General features: G+C 62.3%; 2 protein-coding genes and 1 pseudogene. 1 reads left to right on the top strand and 2 read right to left on the bottom strand.

The annotated features are described in order from the left end of the window. Nucleotides 1-78: 78 nt before the first annotated feature. Nucleotides 79-438: pseudogene (locus tag AC07XP_RS30505) on the top strand (transposase); the annotation flags it as partial. A 353-nt stretch (nucleotides 439-791) separates the two neighbouring features. Here AC07XP_RS30505 and AC07XP_RS30510 read toward each other — a convergent pair. Both AC07XP_RS30510 and AC07XP_RS30515 read right to left on the bottom strand, forming a co-directional pair. Continuing rightward, entirely contained in the window at nucleotides 792-1,142 is a 351-nt protein-coding gene (locus AC07XP_RS30510) for a hypothetical protein (protein ID WP_495266770.1), read from the bottom strand. Next, nucleotides 1,142-19,825 (bottom strand): Ig-like domain repeat protein, encoded by an 18,684-nt coding sequence (locus AC07XP_RS30515; protein ID WP_495266771.1) that lies wholly within the window; start codon nucleotides 19,823-19,825, stop codon nucleotides 1,142-1,144. Before AC07XP_RS30515 ends, AC07XP_RS30510 begins: the two co-directional genes overlap by 1 nt. Nucleotides 19,826-19,897 lie beyond the last annotated feature (72 nt).

Consider the following 19,897-nt stretch of genomic DNA (forward strand, 5'->3'; position numbering starts at 1 on the left):
AAGCGGGTCTGCGATTCGGGTCAGATGCTTCCCGCGGCCCGCGCATCAGGCAAGGACGGCCTTCGTCAGACTATTACCGCCGATCGGCATGACTCGATAGTGTTCGAGGAACTGGTCGATGCCTTGCCAGCGGTGCGCGGCTGTCGTGGTCGGCCCAGGCGCTGGCCGCACAAGTTGCATGCCGACAAGGGCTATGACTTTGCTCGTTGCCGCACCCACCTGCGCAAGCTGGGGATCACCGCGCGTATTGCCCGGCGCGGCATCGAACGCAACGACCGGCTCGGGCGTCATCGCTAGGTGGTTGAGCGCACGCATGCATGGCCGGCTGCCTTCGGCAAGCTGCGTACTCGCTTTGAGCGCCGCATCGACATTCATGTCGCGCTGCTTTCTCTGGCTTGCTGCATCATCTTCGTTCGCCATCTCGCACCGTTTTATTAGCCGCTCTAAGTCATCTCCGATCCCACCCAAGAGGGACGGTGGCGGATTTGCAAACCGCCGCGCCTCCGCATTGGCATAGCTGTCGGTCGCTGCCTGTGCCGCAACGTTGGACTGCCAGTTGGTAACGCCGTTGCCTGAGCCCTGGTAGCCATAGCCCGCGCCAGCTGGCACGCGCCCCCACGCCTCGACGTCAGTTTCTCCAAACGGCCGCGCACTGCTGCTCTGCCCGTTGGTGCTCGCGATGGAGTCCCCCAGTGCATTGCCAAACGCATTCGGTCTGACGCACCGTCGATTACATTGACGCTGCTACCCGAAGAGATCCGCCGGCTGGACAAGAAACCAACAGCACGCCACTACTCTTGCTCATCGTCCTCACGAGCCCTTCGCTCTGCCTCGCGGATGCCTTCATCGCTCTCAACAAGAAATGCGTAGGACTTCGAAAAGGAGAACGCGTTACTTTGCTTAGCCGCCGCAACAGCTTGCGGGGAATCGCGTGGCATGTCCCCCAGATCAGCCAACCGAGTGAGCTGAGCATAGGAGCGCATGAACTTTTTCCCCGTTACTACGGACGTGAAATTCAACGCCGCCCCTGCCGTTCTCGGCTCATAAAACTCTCCGCAAGCCGCCAGCGCTTCCGCATAGTCCGCGAACGGGAGCCGGTCTTGCAGGATTTCGTCACCGGCCTTGATGGTCAAGAAATACATCACCGCATCCAATCGCTAAAAGGAATAGTTTTCTGAGCATTCAACACGGCCTGAGCCGAGTCGTAGATTTTAAAGTTGACTGGGAGCTGATACTTGGATGCGGCGCTAAGCGCGTTCTGGGCGTCAGTCAGACCCAAGGCCCCGATTTCTTCCGCGCTCAGAGGGCCCTTGAAGACACTCAGGCCAAGCTCTTGCGCCCGTTGCGCCAACTTCGGACTGACCACCCCCACGTCATAGTCTGACGGCAGAACGCCCATCCTTGCATTAAGCGCTTCGCCAGTATGCTTTACGCCAGAGGCTGCACTTCCTTGCATGAAGCCTTGCGCATCATCAAAGCCTGCGGCGGAGAACTCGTCTCCAAAACGCTGAACGAATCTTTGGAACGGCCCTGCCTTGTACGAGAACGGCAGATCGCCAACGTAGTTCGGATGGAACTTGTCTACCGCGGATGCGCTTGCAGTCGAGCTAAGCGACACCGGCTCCAATTTAAGGCCGATTCCCCCGGTATAGAACGTGCCAGGAGGCGCGAGCCGAATGTTCCAGTCCGCGACACCAAGACTCTGCAATTCACTAGCGCCGAATCTTGCCAAGTTTCGACCACCGTAAGCAAGTCCCAACGCGCCCTGACCTACATCGCTGAACAAGCTTCCAAGCGCGTAGCTCTGTTGGAAACTGTCACCAATAGACATCGCGCTTCTATAGCGATTGGAAACGCTCTCCATCAAACCAAGAGTCGTCTCCCTCGGGCTTCTCACCGCGCTGATAATCCCGTTCCCCAATGCAGCGTTCTCTGCCAAGGATAGTTGCATCCATTGGGTGTCACGGAGAACACCGCCGGTCGCAATGTCCAGTGCTTTGTTGAAGGCGTTGCTCGCTGTTCGTAACCCACCATAAGCCATCTTGCCGAGGGAAACTGCGGTTCCGGCGATGGCACCTCCCAGCGAGGCGCTTATTGAGCCCCCCATTGCGTTGTATTCATCCTGAGAGATCTCAAGGCCGCCCGTCGGTGCTGCAGCCCCATCCTCAGAAGCCGAAACCGTTGTCTCTTCGAATAGGCCCACCGATTCACCGGGTGCAAACGACTGCCAGCCTTGGTACGGCTTAGCAGTTGCCCCTCCAACGATTGATGCGTGAGCCGTGTCGCCGACGGTACCAACGCCGCTGAAGCCAGAGCCCGCAGCAAGCTGGACGCCGGCAGACCGATTGCCGCCAGGCTGGCTGAACGCGTCTACGATCTGGTCGTAGGCTGCGGCGCGCGTGTCCCACGATGGCTGATTCCGCGAGATGAAGTCGCCCAAGCGATCTTCCTGCTGGCCGGTCGAACCAGCAGAGCCCTGCCCGTTGGCGCTCGCGATGGAGTCCCCCAGTGCATTGCCAACAGTCGCAGCTGCTACCACAGCATCGCCAATGATGCCCGGCAAAGCACGACCAATGCTGCCGCCGCGCACAACTGCGCTCACGAGGCCTCCGGCCATGCCGCTGGCCAGGCGTTGACCTGCGATATCCCAGCCCGCGCCTTGCGCCCAAGCGCCGGCCGACGCCGACACAAAGCCCGATGCCGCGCTGGCGGCCACACCTCTCCAGTCGAAGCGCTTCTGCAACCCCGTGACCACGGCGAGTCCCTGTGTAGCTATGTTGCCAGCAGCACCGCGAATGGCGCCATCAACAAGAGCGTTGTTCACTTGGGGCAGCAATCCAGCCGTATTCAACGCGCCGCCTACTGCACCTCCAATGGTTGCCAACCCCACCGCCTTCCAGTTGAAGCGGTCCTGCATTCCCATGGCAATGCCTGCCGTCTGTCCGGCCACGGAACCCGCCGCTCCGGCTGCTGCGGCCCCAACGATGCCCCAGTCAAGGTAGTAGCCCGTGAAGTAGGCCACCACCGCCGACACCACGACTTGGATGACCTGCCCGAAGCCTCCACACTTCTGGCCCTTCTGAGGCGGCGGCAACGGATCCGGCAGCGTCGGGCTGGTATCCCCCATCGCCTTGCCCGGGTCATAGGGTCTGAAGGTGTCGCTGGTGTTGTGGACGTTCGTGACCCGGTTGGGCACCGCGATCACGGTGTTGGCCACCAACGGTGCCGAGGGTTGCCCGTCCAGGCCATTGGCCTCAGCCAGCAAGTACCACAGTGTCGCGTCGCCCCACAGCGATCTGGCGATCCCCTCCAGTGTGTCGCCGACCCGAACCGTGTAGTTGCCGGGGGCAGCCCCGGGGAAGCCCGCGTTGATCGGCTGGTAGTTTTCATCGAAATCCGCAGAGTTCGTGGGCGTGAACTTGCGGTACTTGTTGTCAGGACTCTCGAGGGCGTTCGCGCTGCGAGCAAGTTGCTGAGCGTAGTCCTCGCGCTCGGTGCCGTCGTTGCCAACATTTCCCACGCGCTTTCCATCGAAATAGAAGTAGCGGCGGTCGCGGCTCTTGGCCGCACCGGTCAGGTTCACTGCCCCGGTCTGCGCATTGACGGTGCCCCCGATCAGCTCCTGGCGCTGCAGCACCTGCCCTTCGGCATTGGTCCAATAGGAGAAGCTGCGCGGTGTCGTGAGATTACGGTCGGTTGCGGTCTTGACGTGACCATTGACGTCGTAGCTGAACGCTGAGTACCCGGGCGCCCAAGGTGTCGTGACGTCGGTGCTGTTCGCACCGATGGTGATCGAGGTCTGCTTGGCGCTGTCCCACCACTCGTAGGCGTAGACCGTGTTGAGCACGGTGATGCTGATGCCGTTGTTGGGCAGTCCGGGGGTGGGGTCGTACTTGTTCGTTATCGTGCTCGTGTTCGACAGCGTGCCGTCGGCCATGAGCCCGTACGTGGTGGTCGCCAAGGACGCCTTGATTGCCCCCTGGGAGAACGTACTTTCCACCTCCTTCGTGAGCTGGTTGTCCTTGTTCCAGCTGCGGTCCTTCTGCACGTTGATGCTCTGGTCCGCGAAAAGCTCCTCGTAGCGCGTCACGCGTCCTGCGAGGTCATTGGTTCGGCGGCTGCGCAGCACGCCATTAAGCTTCATCGTGGTCAGGTTGCCGGCGCCGTCGTAGTCATAGTCCTCGCGATGCCCGTCACTGGCATAGGTGGCCGCCTTGCGCTGACCCGCGTTGTTGTACTCGATGGTCACGCCATCACCGGACGACCCACGCACGATCTGCCCGCTGACTAATTGCCCCATGGTCACGGTGAAGCGGTTCATGCCATCGTAGGCGTACCAGTAGTCCTGAATCTCCTTGCTGTTGTCGACGATGTTGGTGTAAGTGCTGTGCACCCGGCGACGATTGCCGTTGGCGTCGTACTCGTAGTTGATAAGGTAGCGCGCATCGTCGATCGTCTTGACGCGGTTGAAGGCGTCGTAGCTGACCCGTGATTGCTGGAACACCATCGCCACGCCGCTCGCGGTGGACTTGAAGCCCTCGAAGGTGCGATTGCCGTTGTTGTCATACTCGAAGGTGCTTTCGGTGGACACGCCCGCATCGATGACTTTGCGCAGATAGCCGTTGTCGTAGTAGGTGTAGCTGATGTTCTGGCCCGAGGTGCCGGTCTGGGTGGCGATGAGCCCAGACCAGTTGTAGCCATAGGTGAACTGGTGACCGCCGAAGTCCTGCTTCCACATCGCGCGGCCGAACACGTCGTTCTTGATCGTCTGCACCTTCCCATTGGCGTCCGTGGTCGTGTTCACCCAGCCACCGGTGTTCACGCCACCGGCCGAGCCGATCGTCTTGTCGTAGGTGTAGACGTAGTTGACGGCCGCGCCTTCAGCTGAGATGTACCGGGTGACCCGCCCCATGCTGTCGTAGTAGGTGCGCTCTTTGAAGCTCAGTGCATTGGTGCGTGCGATGCGCTGGCCGAGGATGTCGTAGGCGTAGATATCGTAGGCGCGAGAGCCGTCGGCGTTGACGGGTCGATCCACACGCTCGAGACGATTGTTCAAGTCGTACGTGTTCTTCGTGATGCGCGCCATCTCATCGGTGACGGTTATCAGGTTGCCGAAGATGTCGTAGGTCTTGCGCACGGCAGTCGAGCTGCCAGCTGCAGCGCCGGGGTGCCATTCGGCCACGGTCTGGCCTGCAGCGTTGATCTCGAGCGTGCTGAGGTTGCCGTTGGCATCGCGCTTGCCCACGATCTGGCCGTTGAGGTTGTAGCCATAGTGCTCGATCGGCTGCAGCATCTGCTTTTGGCCATTGGCGAGCGTGACTTCGACCATCGGACCGATCTTGTCGACCAGCAGGCCCAGGGTGTTGTAGCGAAGGTTGGTGACGTTCTCGTTGCCGTCCTTCTCCAGGATGACCTGGCCGAAAGCATCGTAGTCCTGACGCCGCTGGATCACCCAGGTGCCGTTGACGACCTGATCTCCCGGTAGGTTCGGGATGCCCCAGTACACGTTGACGTTGGAGCCATCATTGCTGCTGTCGCTGTCAGGGCGGAAATACCCTTCGCCGTTGCCGATCACCGCATTCGCGGCGTTGTACACGTCGTAGATGAACTCGTATTCTTTGGCCGGATCCAGGTTGTTCGCAGTGGCATCCCACTTAAAGACTGCGTTGATAGTGCCGCGGGTGGCCGTGGCCTCGATAAAGTCTTGCGTGGTGGCGCCCTTGACGCGATAGCGCAGCTTGAGCGTTTTGCCTTCCGGAAGACCCGGATCGAAGGTCAGTATCTGGTGCTTGACGCTGCCTGTCAGCGAAGCCTTGGTACCGTTGCTGACCGCGCCAATGGTCACGTTGCCTGTGGCATCGGTCAGGATGAACCCGTCAGCGTCTCGGGCAACGAAATGCACGGCGTAGTTGTAGAGGTTGCGCGGGTCCGTGACGAGATTACGCGCGTCCCATACCCATTCCGCCTTGCCCGCCTGACGAGTGAGACTAACGGAACCCGCGGGTTTTCCGCCCGCGGTGAGCGGCTGGTACTCGACGGTCAGTGTCTGAGCCGCTACTGGCACATCACGGAACGTGACGCTCGACGGCAGACTCCCGAGAACACGCATGTCGTAGAGGGAGGTGCTCGCATTCATGGAGCCCACCAGCGTGTCCATCACCGCGCCCTGCGCATCGAGCATGTCGATAGTGACGTCGTTGGCACCAGCGCCCAGTTGAACGTCGAAGCGTCCTCGGGCCCCACCGGCGACAGGCCAGTACGTCACATCCGAAGACCCGCTCTGGCCGCTTTGGCGCACCCGAATCGCGGCGGGACTGGTACCGGAGAGCTGTAGGCCCGTAAAATGCGCCACGTTGTCTGTGGTGAAAACGGGCTTTGCCGACGCGACGGAAGCTGTCGCTTGGCGCGTTGACGGGTTCCATTGAATCGAATCCCGGCGCACCACCTTGCCATCAGCCTGGGTCACGACGACCAGAAGTTCAGTCGGTGCGCTCAGGCTGTCCAACCGCGTCAGGTACCAGCCATCGACCGACGCACCATTGAGGCTCGAGCCGCCTTGGCCGGCCTTGAACTTCGGCAGGGACTCCGTAAATGCTCCGGTCGAGCCCGATGGCCGGTGGTATAGCTGAATCGTGTCGCTGTCGCGCGCCTCACCCGCGGTCAAGCGCATGAAGGTGCCGCTGAGTCCCTCAACCTGCGTGGGTTGCGGTGCCGTACGAACTGCCCCGGTAGAGACGACGATGTCCATACCGCTGCTCTGCGCGGTGGCAATGACCCGGATGGGAATCAGCTGGCTGTAGGCAACGTTCCGGTCGAGTGCCAGGGTGTGGGGCAACTGCCCCATGAAGACGCTGACATCGGCGTTGCGCGGATGCACGGTCACGGGCCAGCTCGTCACCCTGCCAAGATAGTTCGGAACACCGCCCACCTCGACACGCCATGTCACCGCACCGTAGATGTTTTCGATGTTCGAACCCGGCATCGCCGCCGAGCCCAGCACGATGTCGGTCACCCCGACGACCTTGCTACTGACGTTGTTCCAGCCACCGGCGCCACCGAACTCACCGTTGGTGATGGGCCGGATATTTCCCCCGCTCATCGGCATGCCCAGCACGGCAACCTGCCCCGTGGCCGAGGTGTCGCTCGGCCCCTGGATCGATGTCGTTCCTGCCAGCGGGGAAGCCACCGCAAGGTCCAGCCCGCCGTACTTTCCCGACTCCACATTGATCACTGCGGCGAACATCTTCAGGTTCGGCCGCGATGCATCCATCTTGGGCTGCATCACGCTCACGGCGCGATTGTTCTTGTCGTAGGCCGTGATGGTGATCAGGATGTCCGGATCGGGGCGGCTGCCATCGCCGGCCATCTGGTCCCAAGTCATCGCGCGCAAGTTCACGCGCTGCGATTGCAGCAGCAGCGTGGCATTGCCCGCCATGTCGTACATCCAGGCTTTGCTCACGCCTTCTTGCGAGTTGGTGCGCCACAGGCGCCCAGCCTTGTCATAGTCGTAGTACTCCTGCGCGACGCCGCTCGCATTCCCGCTGCCGGTGCGCTTACTCGCCAGCTCGCCATAGGCGTTGTAGCCAAGCGTCACCGTCTTGGCGACATCGAAGACCGGCGCGTTCGCGGCATCGCGCGTCCCTGTGAAGCGTGTGATCTCGCGGTTGGCCGCGTCGTACCCGATGCTCACGATCTCGCGAGAGACGTTGCCATCAGCGTCCAGCCGGTCCACCATCTGCGCGGTCGTATTGCCATTGGCATCACGCCCGTACGTGAAGGTCTCGCCTTTGGCCGTCACCATCGAGGTGCGAACTCCCGTGGAGTCGTAGCCGTAGCGCACGATCTGGTCATCGGTTTCCACGGCGGTGTTGGTCCCGCGGCGGATCTCGCGGCGTACGTTGTTCAGGCCGTCGTATTCGTACTCGGTGGTCTGGCGCAAAGAGGCGCTGGTGCCCGCACCGGTGTCGGTCGCGACCGTGGGCTTGCGCTCGCTCAAGAGCCGCCCTGCCCAGTCGTACGCGAGGTCAGTGCGTTGACTCTGTGCATCGGTCACCGAGGTTCGATTGCCCATAGCGTCGTAGCCATAACGCTTGGTTGCTGCCAGCGTTCCCTCGGTGAGCACACCGCTGGCATTCACGCTACCGTACGCCACGGCCAAGCGGGACTCGCTGAGCATGCGGCCATTGCGGTCGTAGGCATACTCGGTGATCTGGTCGCCAGCGATCGGCTTGAGTTTGGCGAGCACATCGGCCATCGGGATGCTCTCGCTGGCGCTGCCCAGGTCGATGCGCTGCAGGTAACGGGTCTCGCGGAACACGGCGCCGTTGGCATCGCGCTCCCAGCGCACGCCGTAGCCCATGGCATCGACCTCGAGCACCTTCTGTCCCAGCTTGTCGTACCAGGTTTGAGCTGCCGCATTCCTGCCGTTCTCCTGACGTACGACATTGCCGTTGGCATCGTAGGCACTGCGCTGGATCAAATCGCGTCGGCCCATGTTGTATTGGGCAGTTGCGGCGTTGTATTCGCCGAACTCCACCTGGCCGATGGTGCTGCTGAGCACCCGATTGTTGGCATCCACTTGGTAAGTGGTCGTGCGCACATTGGCCGCATTCACTGGAACCGGCAGGGTGTCGCTTGCGGGCAAGGCCAGCACGTCACCATAGACGTTCTGCACCATCACATTGCCCACGGCGTCGTACACCCACTGGCTGAGCGTTCCAGTGGCACTCACCTCGGCCACTTTGCGGTTGTTGGCATCGAACCAGCTGCGCGTGCGTCCGCCATTGGCATTCACCGCTACGATCAGATTGCCGTTCGCGTCGTAGGTGTTGGTGCGTGTGGGCGCGCCGGTGGTCCAGCCACCGGCTGCGGTGTACAGGCCCACCGACGCCTGACGCACCGTAAGCTGACGGTTCAGCCCATCGTAGGTGTAGGTGGTCACGCGCTGCTCGGGAAGCCCCGCAGCCTCGGTGGTGGTCAACTTGTTGCCGAAGGCGTCGTAGGTGGACTGATTGACCACCGCCACTGCCTGGCCTGCCGCGTTCTTGCTCGTGATCGGCAAGGTCTCGCTGACGACGCGCCCCTGACGGTCGTACGCGTAGGTGGTGACCCCACCGAGCTTGTTGGTCAGCGTCTCGCGCTGGCCCAGCGCGTTGTAGGTGTAGCGCTCTGCGTTCGACTCGGCATCGATCGTGCGCGCCAGGCGCCCGGCGGCGTCATACTCGAAGCGAGTAAGCGCATCGCTGCCATTCGCGCCCGGCAACGCCGGCGCCTGGGCGACGCTGGGGGTGCCCGTGACCTTGTTGAAGTAGCGCTTGATGCTCAGCGTCTGGCCGAACATGTCATAGGTGGTCGCCGTGGCATAGCCCTCGGGGTCCACATTCAGAGTGACGCGCCCAGCCGCGTCAAAGTAGTAGAACGCCGCATTGCCGCGCGGATCCGTGATCTTGACGACATGACCGTTGGCGTCGTATTCGGAGCGCGTGATACCGCCAAGCGCATCGGTAACACTGACCTTGCGCCCTGCCGCGTCGTAGTCGACGACTGTGGTGTAGCGCGCGGCCAGCGCGTCGCGCTGGATCTGCGTCAAGTCGACGGCCTTCAGCGCACCGCCCGCAGCGTTGGTGTACTTCAATTGCCGACGCTCGTTCAACGCCCATTGGCTATCGCTCTGCGAGAGCTCGACGCCGCGCGCGTCAACGGTGCGGGTCAGTCGGCCGATGCCGTCGTAGACATAGCGCGTGACTGCCGCCTCTGGCTGACCGAAGGCCGCGGTCTCACTGATACGCAATCCAGCCGCGTCGTAGCCATAGGCCGTGATCTGCAGCGCGCGCCCGGATGTGGATGACAGCTTGACGGCCGCATCGCGCTGGGCCTGCAAGGTGATGGCGGTGGCCGCGGGGATGGCTACCGGATAGCGCACGATGGCGCTCAGTCGGCCCTGCGCGTCGTACTGTCGCTGCACGGCGTAGCCCAGCGAGTCGACGCTGAGCGCTTCGCGCCCGGCCGCGTCGTAGAAGCTGCGCGTGCGCTGATCGCGCGTGTCGTCGGCTGTCGGCGCGGGCACAGTGCCGGGTACCCAACTCGCCATGCTCACGGGGTTGTAGAAGGCGCGCTTCTCACCCACGTCGCCGTTGCCGTCGCGCGTGTACTTGATGGTATTGCCCAGTGCATCGACACTGGCAACCAGGCGTCCGGCCTTGTCGTAGACGCTGTGCTGCAGTTGGTCCTTGGCAGCGGTCGACGCAGTAGTGGTTGGCACGTAGGTGCCGGCCGCCGCGGCCAGTTCGAGCTGGTAGCCGGAGATGCGGAATGCGCGCGCATCGTTGACCGAATACTTGACCACCCCGAAATTCAACCCGGGCGCCGCGGGCGCGACGGCCGTAGCCGAGATGCGGTAGCGACCGTTTCCGAGGCTCTGCACCACGTACTTGTTCGTGGCGACACCGCCGCCGAACATGATCACGCCGAACGAATTCGCAGCATGGTTGACCGTCGGGTTCCCGAAAGCTGGCGCCTGGCCATCTTCCATCTCCACAATCACCGACAGCGTATAGGTCGTGCCGGGAGTTGTCGCCAATGTCTTATAGACGAGCGAATAGGGGCCATTCGGATCGGGAGCGATCCGCAGTGCACCGGCCATGCCTGTCATCGATGCCACTGAGACGACGCCGGTTCTGACGGGTACATCGCCTAGACCGTTGGCAAACTCGCTCTGCGTGAACAGGTTAGTTCCAGCCTGGACCAGGGCGTCCAATTGCGCAACCGTCGGGCTCGCACTCAGACTGGAGAGATTGATGGCCTTGGCATAGCGAGTGACGAGCGTCACCCGTCCGGCCGCGTCGTAGGTGTTCTTCTCCACCTGACCCAGCGGACTGAGCGTGTACACAAGCCGTCCGGCACTGTCGTAGGCAAAGCGCGTTACTTGCTTTGTGGCATCGGCCGCAGCAGTGATCGCAGTCGTGGTGGTCGGTGTGACATTGCCGGCCCCCACTTGCTCGAGCCGGTAGCCGGAGACGCGGAAAGCGCGGGTATCGTTCGCAACGTACTTGATGGCACCGTGATACACCACCGAGTAAGAGAAATCCCCCGCCGCCGGCGCCACGCCGGTGACCGACACGCGATAACGCCCGCCGCCCAGGTCCTGCACGACATAGGTGCTCGGATTGGTCGCGCCCGAGAAAAGCGCCAGGCCGAACGAGTTCGTGGCGCTGGCGGCATTCGTGCCCCCGAAAGATGGCGGCTGGCCATCCTCCATCTCCACGACCACCGACAGCGTGTAGGTCACGCCGGGCGTCGCTGTGAACGCCTGGTAGGCACTGGCGTTGGTCGAACTGGATGCCAGCCTGAGCGCGCCTGCGAACCCGACCATCGACGTCGCCGTGACGGCACCTGTCTTGTACGGCGCATCGGCCAGTCCATTGGCGAACTCGCCTTGCATGAGCAGGTTGGCGCCCGTCTGCTCAAGCTGGTAGCCGCTCACGCGGAAGGCACGGGTGTCGTTGCCGGCGTACTTGACCACCCCGAAGTTCGCTCCCGGCGAGGCGGGTGCCACGCCGGTGGCCGAGACACGGTAGCGTCCACCCCCGAGGTTCTGCACCGTGTAGGCGGTCGGATTGGCCGCGTTGGCGAACATCACCAGCGCGAAGGAGTTCGCGGCGTTGGTGACCGTCGCATTGCCGAAGGCCGGCGGCAGGCCATCCTCCATCTCCACGATCACCGACAAGGTGTAGGTTGCGCCGGCCGTGGTCGCCAGCGTCTTGTAGGCATACGAGCCTGCCGGATCGCTCGCGAGCCTGACTGCCCCCCTGAGGCCCGCCATCGACGCCGCAGTGACGACCCCACCCTTGACGGGTACGTCGCTCACGCCATTGGCCAGCTCGCTCTGTGTGAGCAGATTGGTTCCCGCCTGCTGTGCACTCCAGAACGAACGGTTGGTGACGTTGCCGTTCTTGTCGAAGCTCTGCGTGGTAACGGTTCCCACCCCATCGGTGTGTGAGGTCTGCCGGTTGGCCCGGTCGTAGGCATAGACGTCGCGTTCGGTGCGCGCGGCGCTGGCACTGGCCGTGGCAGCCGCCACCGCGCTGTCGATCGCCGCGGGCGTGAGTGCCGTCGCCAGAGGTATCCGGGCACCGTACGCGAAGCGCTCGATAACGTTGCCGTTGGCATCAAAGACCTGCTTGACCACGGCACCCGTGCCGTCCATCGTGTAGGTCTTGCGCCCCAGGCCATCGTAGACGTTGCGCGTGCGCTGGTCGTGGCCGTCGTCGGCCAGCACCACCGGGTCGGCGATCGCCGGGTTCCATGCCCCCAGGTTGATGGGCCTGGCGTAGCCCCGGGTCTCCACAAGGTTATTGCCCGTGTCGTACTTGTACTCGACCACGCCGCCGGTGGCATCGACAGTAAAGCGCAGCCGCCCGTCACGGTCGTAGCGCCGGCGCTGGCTCGCCGCCGCACCCAGGGTCGGCAGTAGCTCCTGCATGGCCTTCAGGCTCGGCGCCACGCCCTGCAGGTTCGCCAGCGACATGGCCGCGGCGTAGCTGGTCTCGGCACTGACCCGGCCCTCGTCGTCATAGCCCGTTTGTCGGACGCTGCCCATCGGATCGATGGTGAAGATCTTGCGATTCGCCTTGTCGTAGATGTAGAGCGTGGCATTGCCGACGCCATCGACCGCCTTGATGACATTGCCCTGGCCGTCGTACCCGTAGCTGCGGGTGAGGTTCAGGCCTAGCGGATCGACTTGCTCCTTTATGCGCCGACCGGCGCCGTCATAGGTGTAGCGCGTGAGTCGACCGTCGGGCCCCTGCACAGTGAGCGTGGTGCCATCGGTGTCGTAGGCATAGACAGTCTGCAGGTTCAAACCGACATAGGCACCGTTGGACGGGTCCACGGTCTCCTGCAGGATCTGACCATCAAGGTCGTACTTGTAGGTGGTGACGGTGCCACCGGGGTCGGTGACGCTGATTTTCTGGCCCGTGGCGTCGTACTGGTAGGTGGTGACGAGCTTCAGACCGTTGGAATCGACGGTGCGGGTCAGCAGGCGATCAGCGGCATCGTAGGTGTAGCTCGTGACGGTGCCCCGGGCGTCGGTACTGGTGAGCTTCAGGCCTATCTTGTCGTAGGTGCTGCTGATATTCACGCTCTGAGGAGCTTGGGTCTGCAGCAGGTTGCCACTCTTGTCGTAGCTGTAGCTAGTGGTGTTGCCGCGGCCGTCGACGATGCTCTGGGTCTGGCCATGGCGGTTGTGCACGGTGGTCAGCGCAACGCCCTCGGGCGTGGTCACGGTGATGCTTCGATTGGCCACGCTGTAGGCGTAGCTGGTGGTGTTGTTCAGCGCGTCGCGCTGGGTCAGTACGCGGTCGAAGGCATCGTAGGTGGTGGTGTGCTTGGCGCCGTTGGCATCAGTGGTGGTGATGATCCGCCCGAGGCGGTCGTAGGCGATGCCGGCGACATTGCCGTTGCCGTCGATGCGCGTGGTGGCTCGCCCGAAGGCGTCGTAGCCTGTGCCGCGCGTGGCCGCGACGCCGGTCGCATCCTCGGTGGTCGAGGTCTTCAGGCCCCGGCGGTCGTAGCCGATGGTGTCGGTGACGACCTGGCCGCTCAGCCTTGTCTGGCTGCTCGCGGTGACTTCGCGGAAGGCGTTGTAGGAGTAGCTGGTGAGGTTGTTCGTCGTGGCCGTGACGGCATCACTGCTACTGGCCAGGGTGCCGGTGGCGTTGTAGCGGTTGACGGTGCGCCGGTCCTTGGCGGTATCGGCCACCGCGGCGAGCTGAGTCTTCAGGGTGTCCGTGTTCAACCCGCCCGGGGTGGTCGCCCCGAGGGTGTCCACGTTCACGGGAGTGCCGTAGGCGATGAGTTCGCTCAGTTGGCTCAGCGCGTCGTAGCGGTTCTCGGTGACCTGGCCCATCGCGTTGACGCTGTAGGTCAGCCGGCCGAGAGCGTCGTAGAAGAACAGGGTGCGGTGACCATTGGTGTCGGTGGTGCTGGTGCGCCGACCGGCCTCGTCGTAGGTATGGGCTGAGCCGTTTGCGCTCCAGGCGCTCAACGGAGCGGCCAGGGCCACAGTGGCGCTACCGCGCCCGTCGAGCTCGCCGATCAGACGACCCTGGATGTCGTAGCGCTGACGCTCGATGCGCTCGTCCGTGGTGCCCGCAGCGGTGGAAGTCTGCACGAGCCGGCCTGCCAGGTCGTAGGTGAAGCTGGTGAGCGTGCCCTCGACATTGGTTCGGCTGAGCAATTGGTTCGCGGCGCTCCAGGTCTGGCTGACGACCTGATCGAGCGGGTCGAGATCGGGCCGTACCGTTGCGAGCGTGGCGCTGGCGGCGGCAGGGCTCTTGGCCAGCTTCGCGTAGCGCTTGGTCTGCGTGACGTTGCCCCGCAAATCGTAAGTGCTCTCAGTAAGGTACCCCTCGCCGTCGACCTGGCCAACGATCTGGCCGCGGGCGTTGTAGAAGGTGTAGCTGCGGATGTCGTCGGCGCTGGTCGAGGGCCGCACGCCCGTGAGATCGCCGCTGGCGCGCGCGATCGCCACGGCCATCATGCGCGCGGACACACTGGTGAAGTTCGCCGAGCGCCCAGCGTAGCGGATGGTCTGCACCTGCTCGCCGGCCGCGTTGTACTTGTATTCGGTGAGATAGCCCTCGGCGTCCAGTACGCCCTGCAGTTGGCCGTTGCGGTTGTACAGCTGCGTGGTGGTACGGTCCTGCGCCGCGTCCATGCCGAGCAGCACGGTGGTGCTCGGCGTGCCCGTGACGGTCTGGGTGAAGGTGATGGCACCGTCAGCGTTGAGCGCATCGCCCGAGTACACGGCGCTGAAAGTGTGCGTGCCCACAGGGATCGGCACCCCGCGCAGGGTGGCCGTGCCGTCTTCACTCACCGCCACCGTACCCAGCAGCGTGGTGCCGCTGTAGAAACTCACCAGGCCCGTGGGGGAGGTCTTGCCAGCAATGCGCACCGACAGGACACCGTCCTTGGCGATCAAAGGAGTTGTGAGATTGCTCAAGGTGACCGGTGAACCAGTGACCTGCACCCACGAATTGCCGAGGGTTTGTGATGTCAGATAGTTCTCGTCACCGGCATAACTGGCTGTGATGCTGGCAGTCCCCGCCGGCATGTCACTCACGGACAGCATGGCCACGCCATTGGTCACCTGAGCCGTTCCTAGTGCCACTCCATTGCGGTAAAAAGTCACAATCCCGGTCGCAGCGCGTCCCACGAACGCCTTGGTCTTGAGATCTGCGCTGGGCGCAACCTGAGCCGTCAAGACCAATGGCGAACCAAAGGACGCAATAGGCTTAGAGGAAGTCACGACGATCTGGCTCGCGGCCGGGCCCACGCTAATGTCAATCGTCTGAGTGGCGGCGTAGGCTCCGCTTACATACACGAGCCTGAGACTGTGAGTGCCCAATGACATTGGCGGCAAGGTGAATTCATTGCCGTACGGGACTAAGAAGCTGGCAATCAACGTCGATCCGTCGAAGACGCTCAGAGTCCCCTGTGAGGAAGGGATATCAAGGGGCGAAGCCAAGATAATGCGCGCTTGCGTCGGGAACCCGACCACCGCATCGTGCACTGAAACGACACTGATCGCATTGGGTTGCTCTGCGGGCGATTCTGGCGTCGGTTGAACTGCGATGGTATTCGGACCAGTCGACCAAACGACTTTTCTGTCGATTGCGTAGAGCACTAGATTGCCGTCTGCCTGCAATTCGAGTGACTCCCCGCCCTTGCCATCTGTTGCGGAGCTCCATACGGATTGGCCTGCGGCCGTATAGAGAACAAGGTTCCCATCACTCTTGAATGCGAAGCTTTTTCCCTGATTCGCCGGTACGTTGGTGTCCCAGAGAGTTGCCCCCCCCCTCTTCAGATCGACTAGAGAGAGAGATCCCGACCAGCCCATGCTCAGAGAATAGCGCCCGTCAGGCGAATAGATGGACTGGTGCAGAGCCAGACTATCACCTCGACGCAATGACGTTTTGAAAGCCCCATTTGCAAGGCTCGGGCCCTCGGCGATCAGACTGCTCGCATTGTTTGCATCCCCCGAATACGCGGCACTCAGTACGACATCTGACCCTGTCGGCAGGTAAGCAGTGAGCCATGCAATCCCTTTAATAACCGTGGAGGTGCCCAAGAGTTGCGCACCTGCGAAGAAAGTCACCGTTCCCCCAGGCACTGCCCCCGCCACGAGCGCCGTCAAGGACACCTGCGTCGTTCCCGAGTTACTAGTCTTCAGCGTGATGCTGGTGGGAGATGGAACTGCATCCCCGTACTGGCCGAGGGGGGTGCTGCTCCTAGCATTCTCACTATCCCCGGAATACACGGCTTTGAAGGCTGCCGCAGCGACCGTACCATCGTATTTGAACGTTGCAACGCCGTTGACCAAAGAGGCGCTACCGATCGCAACCGTCCCGTTGTAGAAAGTAACTGTACCGCCTGGGACAATCGCCGATCCCCCTGCGAGGTTTGCGACAACAGCGCTCAATGTCCAGGAGCGATACCACGGGCTGAAATCTCCGTCGTCCTTATTGCCTACAATCTTCAGCGTGGTCGTGGTTGGGTTCGAGCCGTTCGTGATGACTTCCGAATTGGACGTTGCCTTCGCATGGCTCGCATCGCCAGAGTATTCCGCACGAACCCTGAGGTTACCTACGGGGGGAGTACTGATCCTGAGCACTGCCAGCCCGTCAACAACGGAGGTTGTGCCAATCAACACACCGCTTTCGTCGTTGTAGAAGCTGATGTTTCCGCCTGCAGACTTTCCGTCAAAGACTGCGGCTCCCTTGCGCGGATCGGGCGATGTGACCTTGGCAGTCAACGTCAGTTGGGTGCCATCGACCGTCGGTGCGTTTGAAGAGGTTACAGCGACCACGCTGGCAGCTGGGTCTACGCTGAGTTGGATCGCGCGTGTGTCGACGACTGTTCCGCTTGCGTCTACATGCACCAACTTGAGCATGTGGATACCGGAAGACATTGGCGGCAAGTTGAAACTAATGCCGGTTTCATAGTCGATCCCGTACCCCGACCCACTTGAGATCAGCGTCGACCCATCGAAGACGTAGACACGCCCCCAACCGACATTGCCGGCAGGGCGTACGCCATATTTAATAAAGGCGCTCGTCGGGAATCCGACTGTCGCTTTGTCCACCCACAACTCTCCTCCCGTATCAACGGACACGATAGACGATGTAGGTGGCGGATTTACTGGAGCGACTTGAAGGCTCAGTCCCTCCGCAAGCACGCTGCTCGCATTGTTTTCATCGCCCTTATATGCGGCGCTCAGCACGACGTTGGAACCCGCTGGCAAGTTGCGCGTAACGAGGCTCGCAACCCCATTGACTATTGAGGCAGTGCCTAAGTACTGCGTCCCCGCAAAAAAGGCTACCGGCCCTGTGGGAACGGCGCCCGCCACGCGCGCTATCAACGTCACGGAACTGCCCTGCGTCACGCTAGACGCGGGCGCAGTCAACGTAATGCTGGATGCAGATGTCGCGCGTCCGAACAAATCGACGGGAGTGCTGCTCCTGGCATTGCTACTGTCCCCGGAATACACAGCATTGAATGCTGCTGCAGTGACCGTACCACCATATCGGAGCGTCACAACACCATCAACCAACGCGGCCGAGCCAATGGCGACTGCCCCGTTATAGAAAGTCACAACACCGCCGGGGACTGCAGATGCTCCTCCGGAATTTGCGACGACAGCCGTCAACGTCAGAGATGAACTGTCACTTGAAACCTTCAGTGTGGTTGTGGTCTGATTGGGACTGATCGAGAGCCATCCCGAATGAGACGTCGCGATTGCATGGCTCGCATCGCCCGAGTATTCCGCACGAATCCTGAAGTTACCTACGGGGAGGTTCCCAGTCCTCAGTAGCGCCCTACCGTCAACGACGGAGGCAACACCAATCAGTGCACCGCCGTCTTCGTTGTAAAACTTCACCTCGCCGGTCGCGGCTGCCAAGCCAAGTGACTGCTCGGTAGTCAAAACCACCAGCAACTCCACCGGCGTGCCGTAGCTAGCGCCGTCGCGCGGGAACAGGCTCAATACAGCGCTCGTGGGGCCTCCAATGACCTTCTTGACCGCCTTCGACACGCTGGCTGGTCTCCACGCGTCACCTGAATACGCGACCCGCAAGCTATGAGCACCGATCGAGAGCCGGTCTGTCACCAGCACAGCCCTTCCGTCGATCACAATCGTGCTTCCGATGACCGTCTCGCCATCGAAAAAAGTTACCGTGCCCCCAGACGCGACCCCCTCTACGGTCGCTACCAATACTACGGACTGCCCCAGTGACGTTGGCGCAGTATTGTCAACACTTAGTGCGATGCCCCCGAGCGTGCTCGGATCTACCCCCAGGTTGACATCAGCCCCCCGCAGCAACGGCGCTACATCGACCGGATTGGCCAGCCGTGTGACACTCAGCGCACGCGAAGCCCCGTCGTAGGTCGTCTGCGTCACGTACCCCAGTGCATCCACCTGCCACACCAAGCGCCCCGCGTTGTCGTAAAAGCGCCAGACCTTCTGGTCTTGAGCCGCGCCTGCCGGCCGCAGCGCTGCTAGACTGGTCGTCATATTCGTCGCGCTCCAAGCCGTGGTCGGTAGACCCGCCCCGTCTATCAACTGTGCCAGCTTCGCGGTTGTGAGCTTCGTCGCATAGGACACCGTCTGGCGCAACTGCCCGTTCGCGTTGTAGACGTACTCGATCAAGGCTCCCGTCGCATCGATGTCTGCGATCTTTCGATCTGCCGCGTCGTAGAGCATCCACTTCCGCACGCCGGTCGGATCCTGCGTCATCAGCAGGTTGCCATCCTTGTCGTAGGCGTACTTGGTGACGCCCAGCACGCCAGCACCGGCGCTCTGTTGTGTCACGCTGACCAGTCGACCCGCCTTGTCGTAGGCAGAGATACTCACCAGCCCGCCAGCCACGGCGACGCTGGTCTTGCCTCCGACGTCGTCGTAGCTCGTGACCGTGGTGTTGGCCGTGGTCCCGCCGTCCAGCGAAGGCGCACTGATCGACAGCACCCGGCCCAGGCCGTCGTAGACATAGGTCGTGGTTCCGCCACCGGTTGGCTCGATGGTCTTGAGCAGCCAACCATGCTGGTCGTAGACATATTGAGTCTTGGCCGCCGAGGCGACGACGCCCGCCCCCGTCGCATCGACCTCGCCGTAGGTCGTGGAGGAGCTCAGCGCACCGCGTGTGTCGTAAACTCGATCAGTACGCTCGGTGCGGCGCAAATCCTGGGTGCCGACCCAGGTGGTCATCTGAGCTTCCGTGGGCACGGCGGACGCGCCGAGCGAGGCAACGTTGTAACCCCCACCCGCGTAGCGGATGCTCGTGAGGGCTTGGCCGTAGCCGTCGTAGCGGTGCTCGGTGACGTCGCCTTGCGCACTAACGACAAAGCGCAAAATTCGAGCATTGCCCTGTGCGTAGATGTAGCGGGTGATCTCCGGCAACGACGCTTCCTTGCTGAAGGCGCCGCGGCTAACAGCGGCATCGGCAAAGACGGTATCGGTCAGCAATCGGTTCGCGGTGTTGTAGGTCCGGATGCGGGCATTGCCCGCGGAGTCCGTTTCCTTCAACAAATTGCCATTGGCGTCGTACTCGGAAATGACCTCGCGCCCTTCGCCGTCGGTCACGCCACTCACGTTTCCGGCCGCGTCGTAGCGATAGCTGATCTGCGACAGCCCCGTCGGGTTGCTGGCGGTGACGCCCTGTCGCACCTGCAGAAGCTGGCCCCGAGCGTCGTACAGATAGGTGCTCTGTGCGCCCAGCGGATCTGTGACGGTGGTGGTCCGGTTCGTCGTGTCGTAAACGTAGCCAGTCACCTGACCCAGGCCATCCTTGACTGTGGCGACGCGACCATCAGCCGCATAGGTGAACGCGAGGCTGGTGCCATC

Source organism: Variovorax sp. GW531-E2, assembly GCF_059423125.1.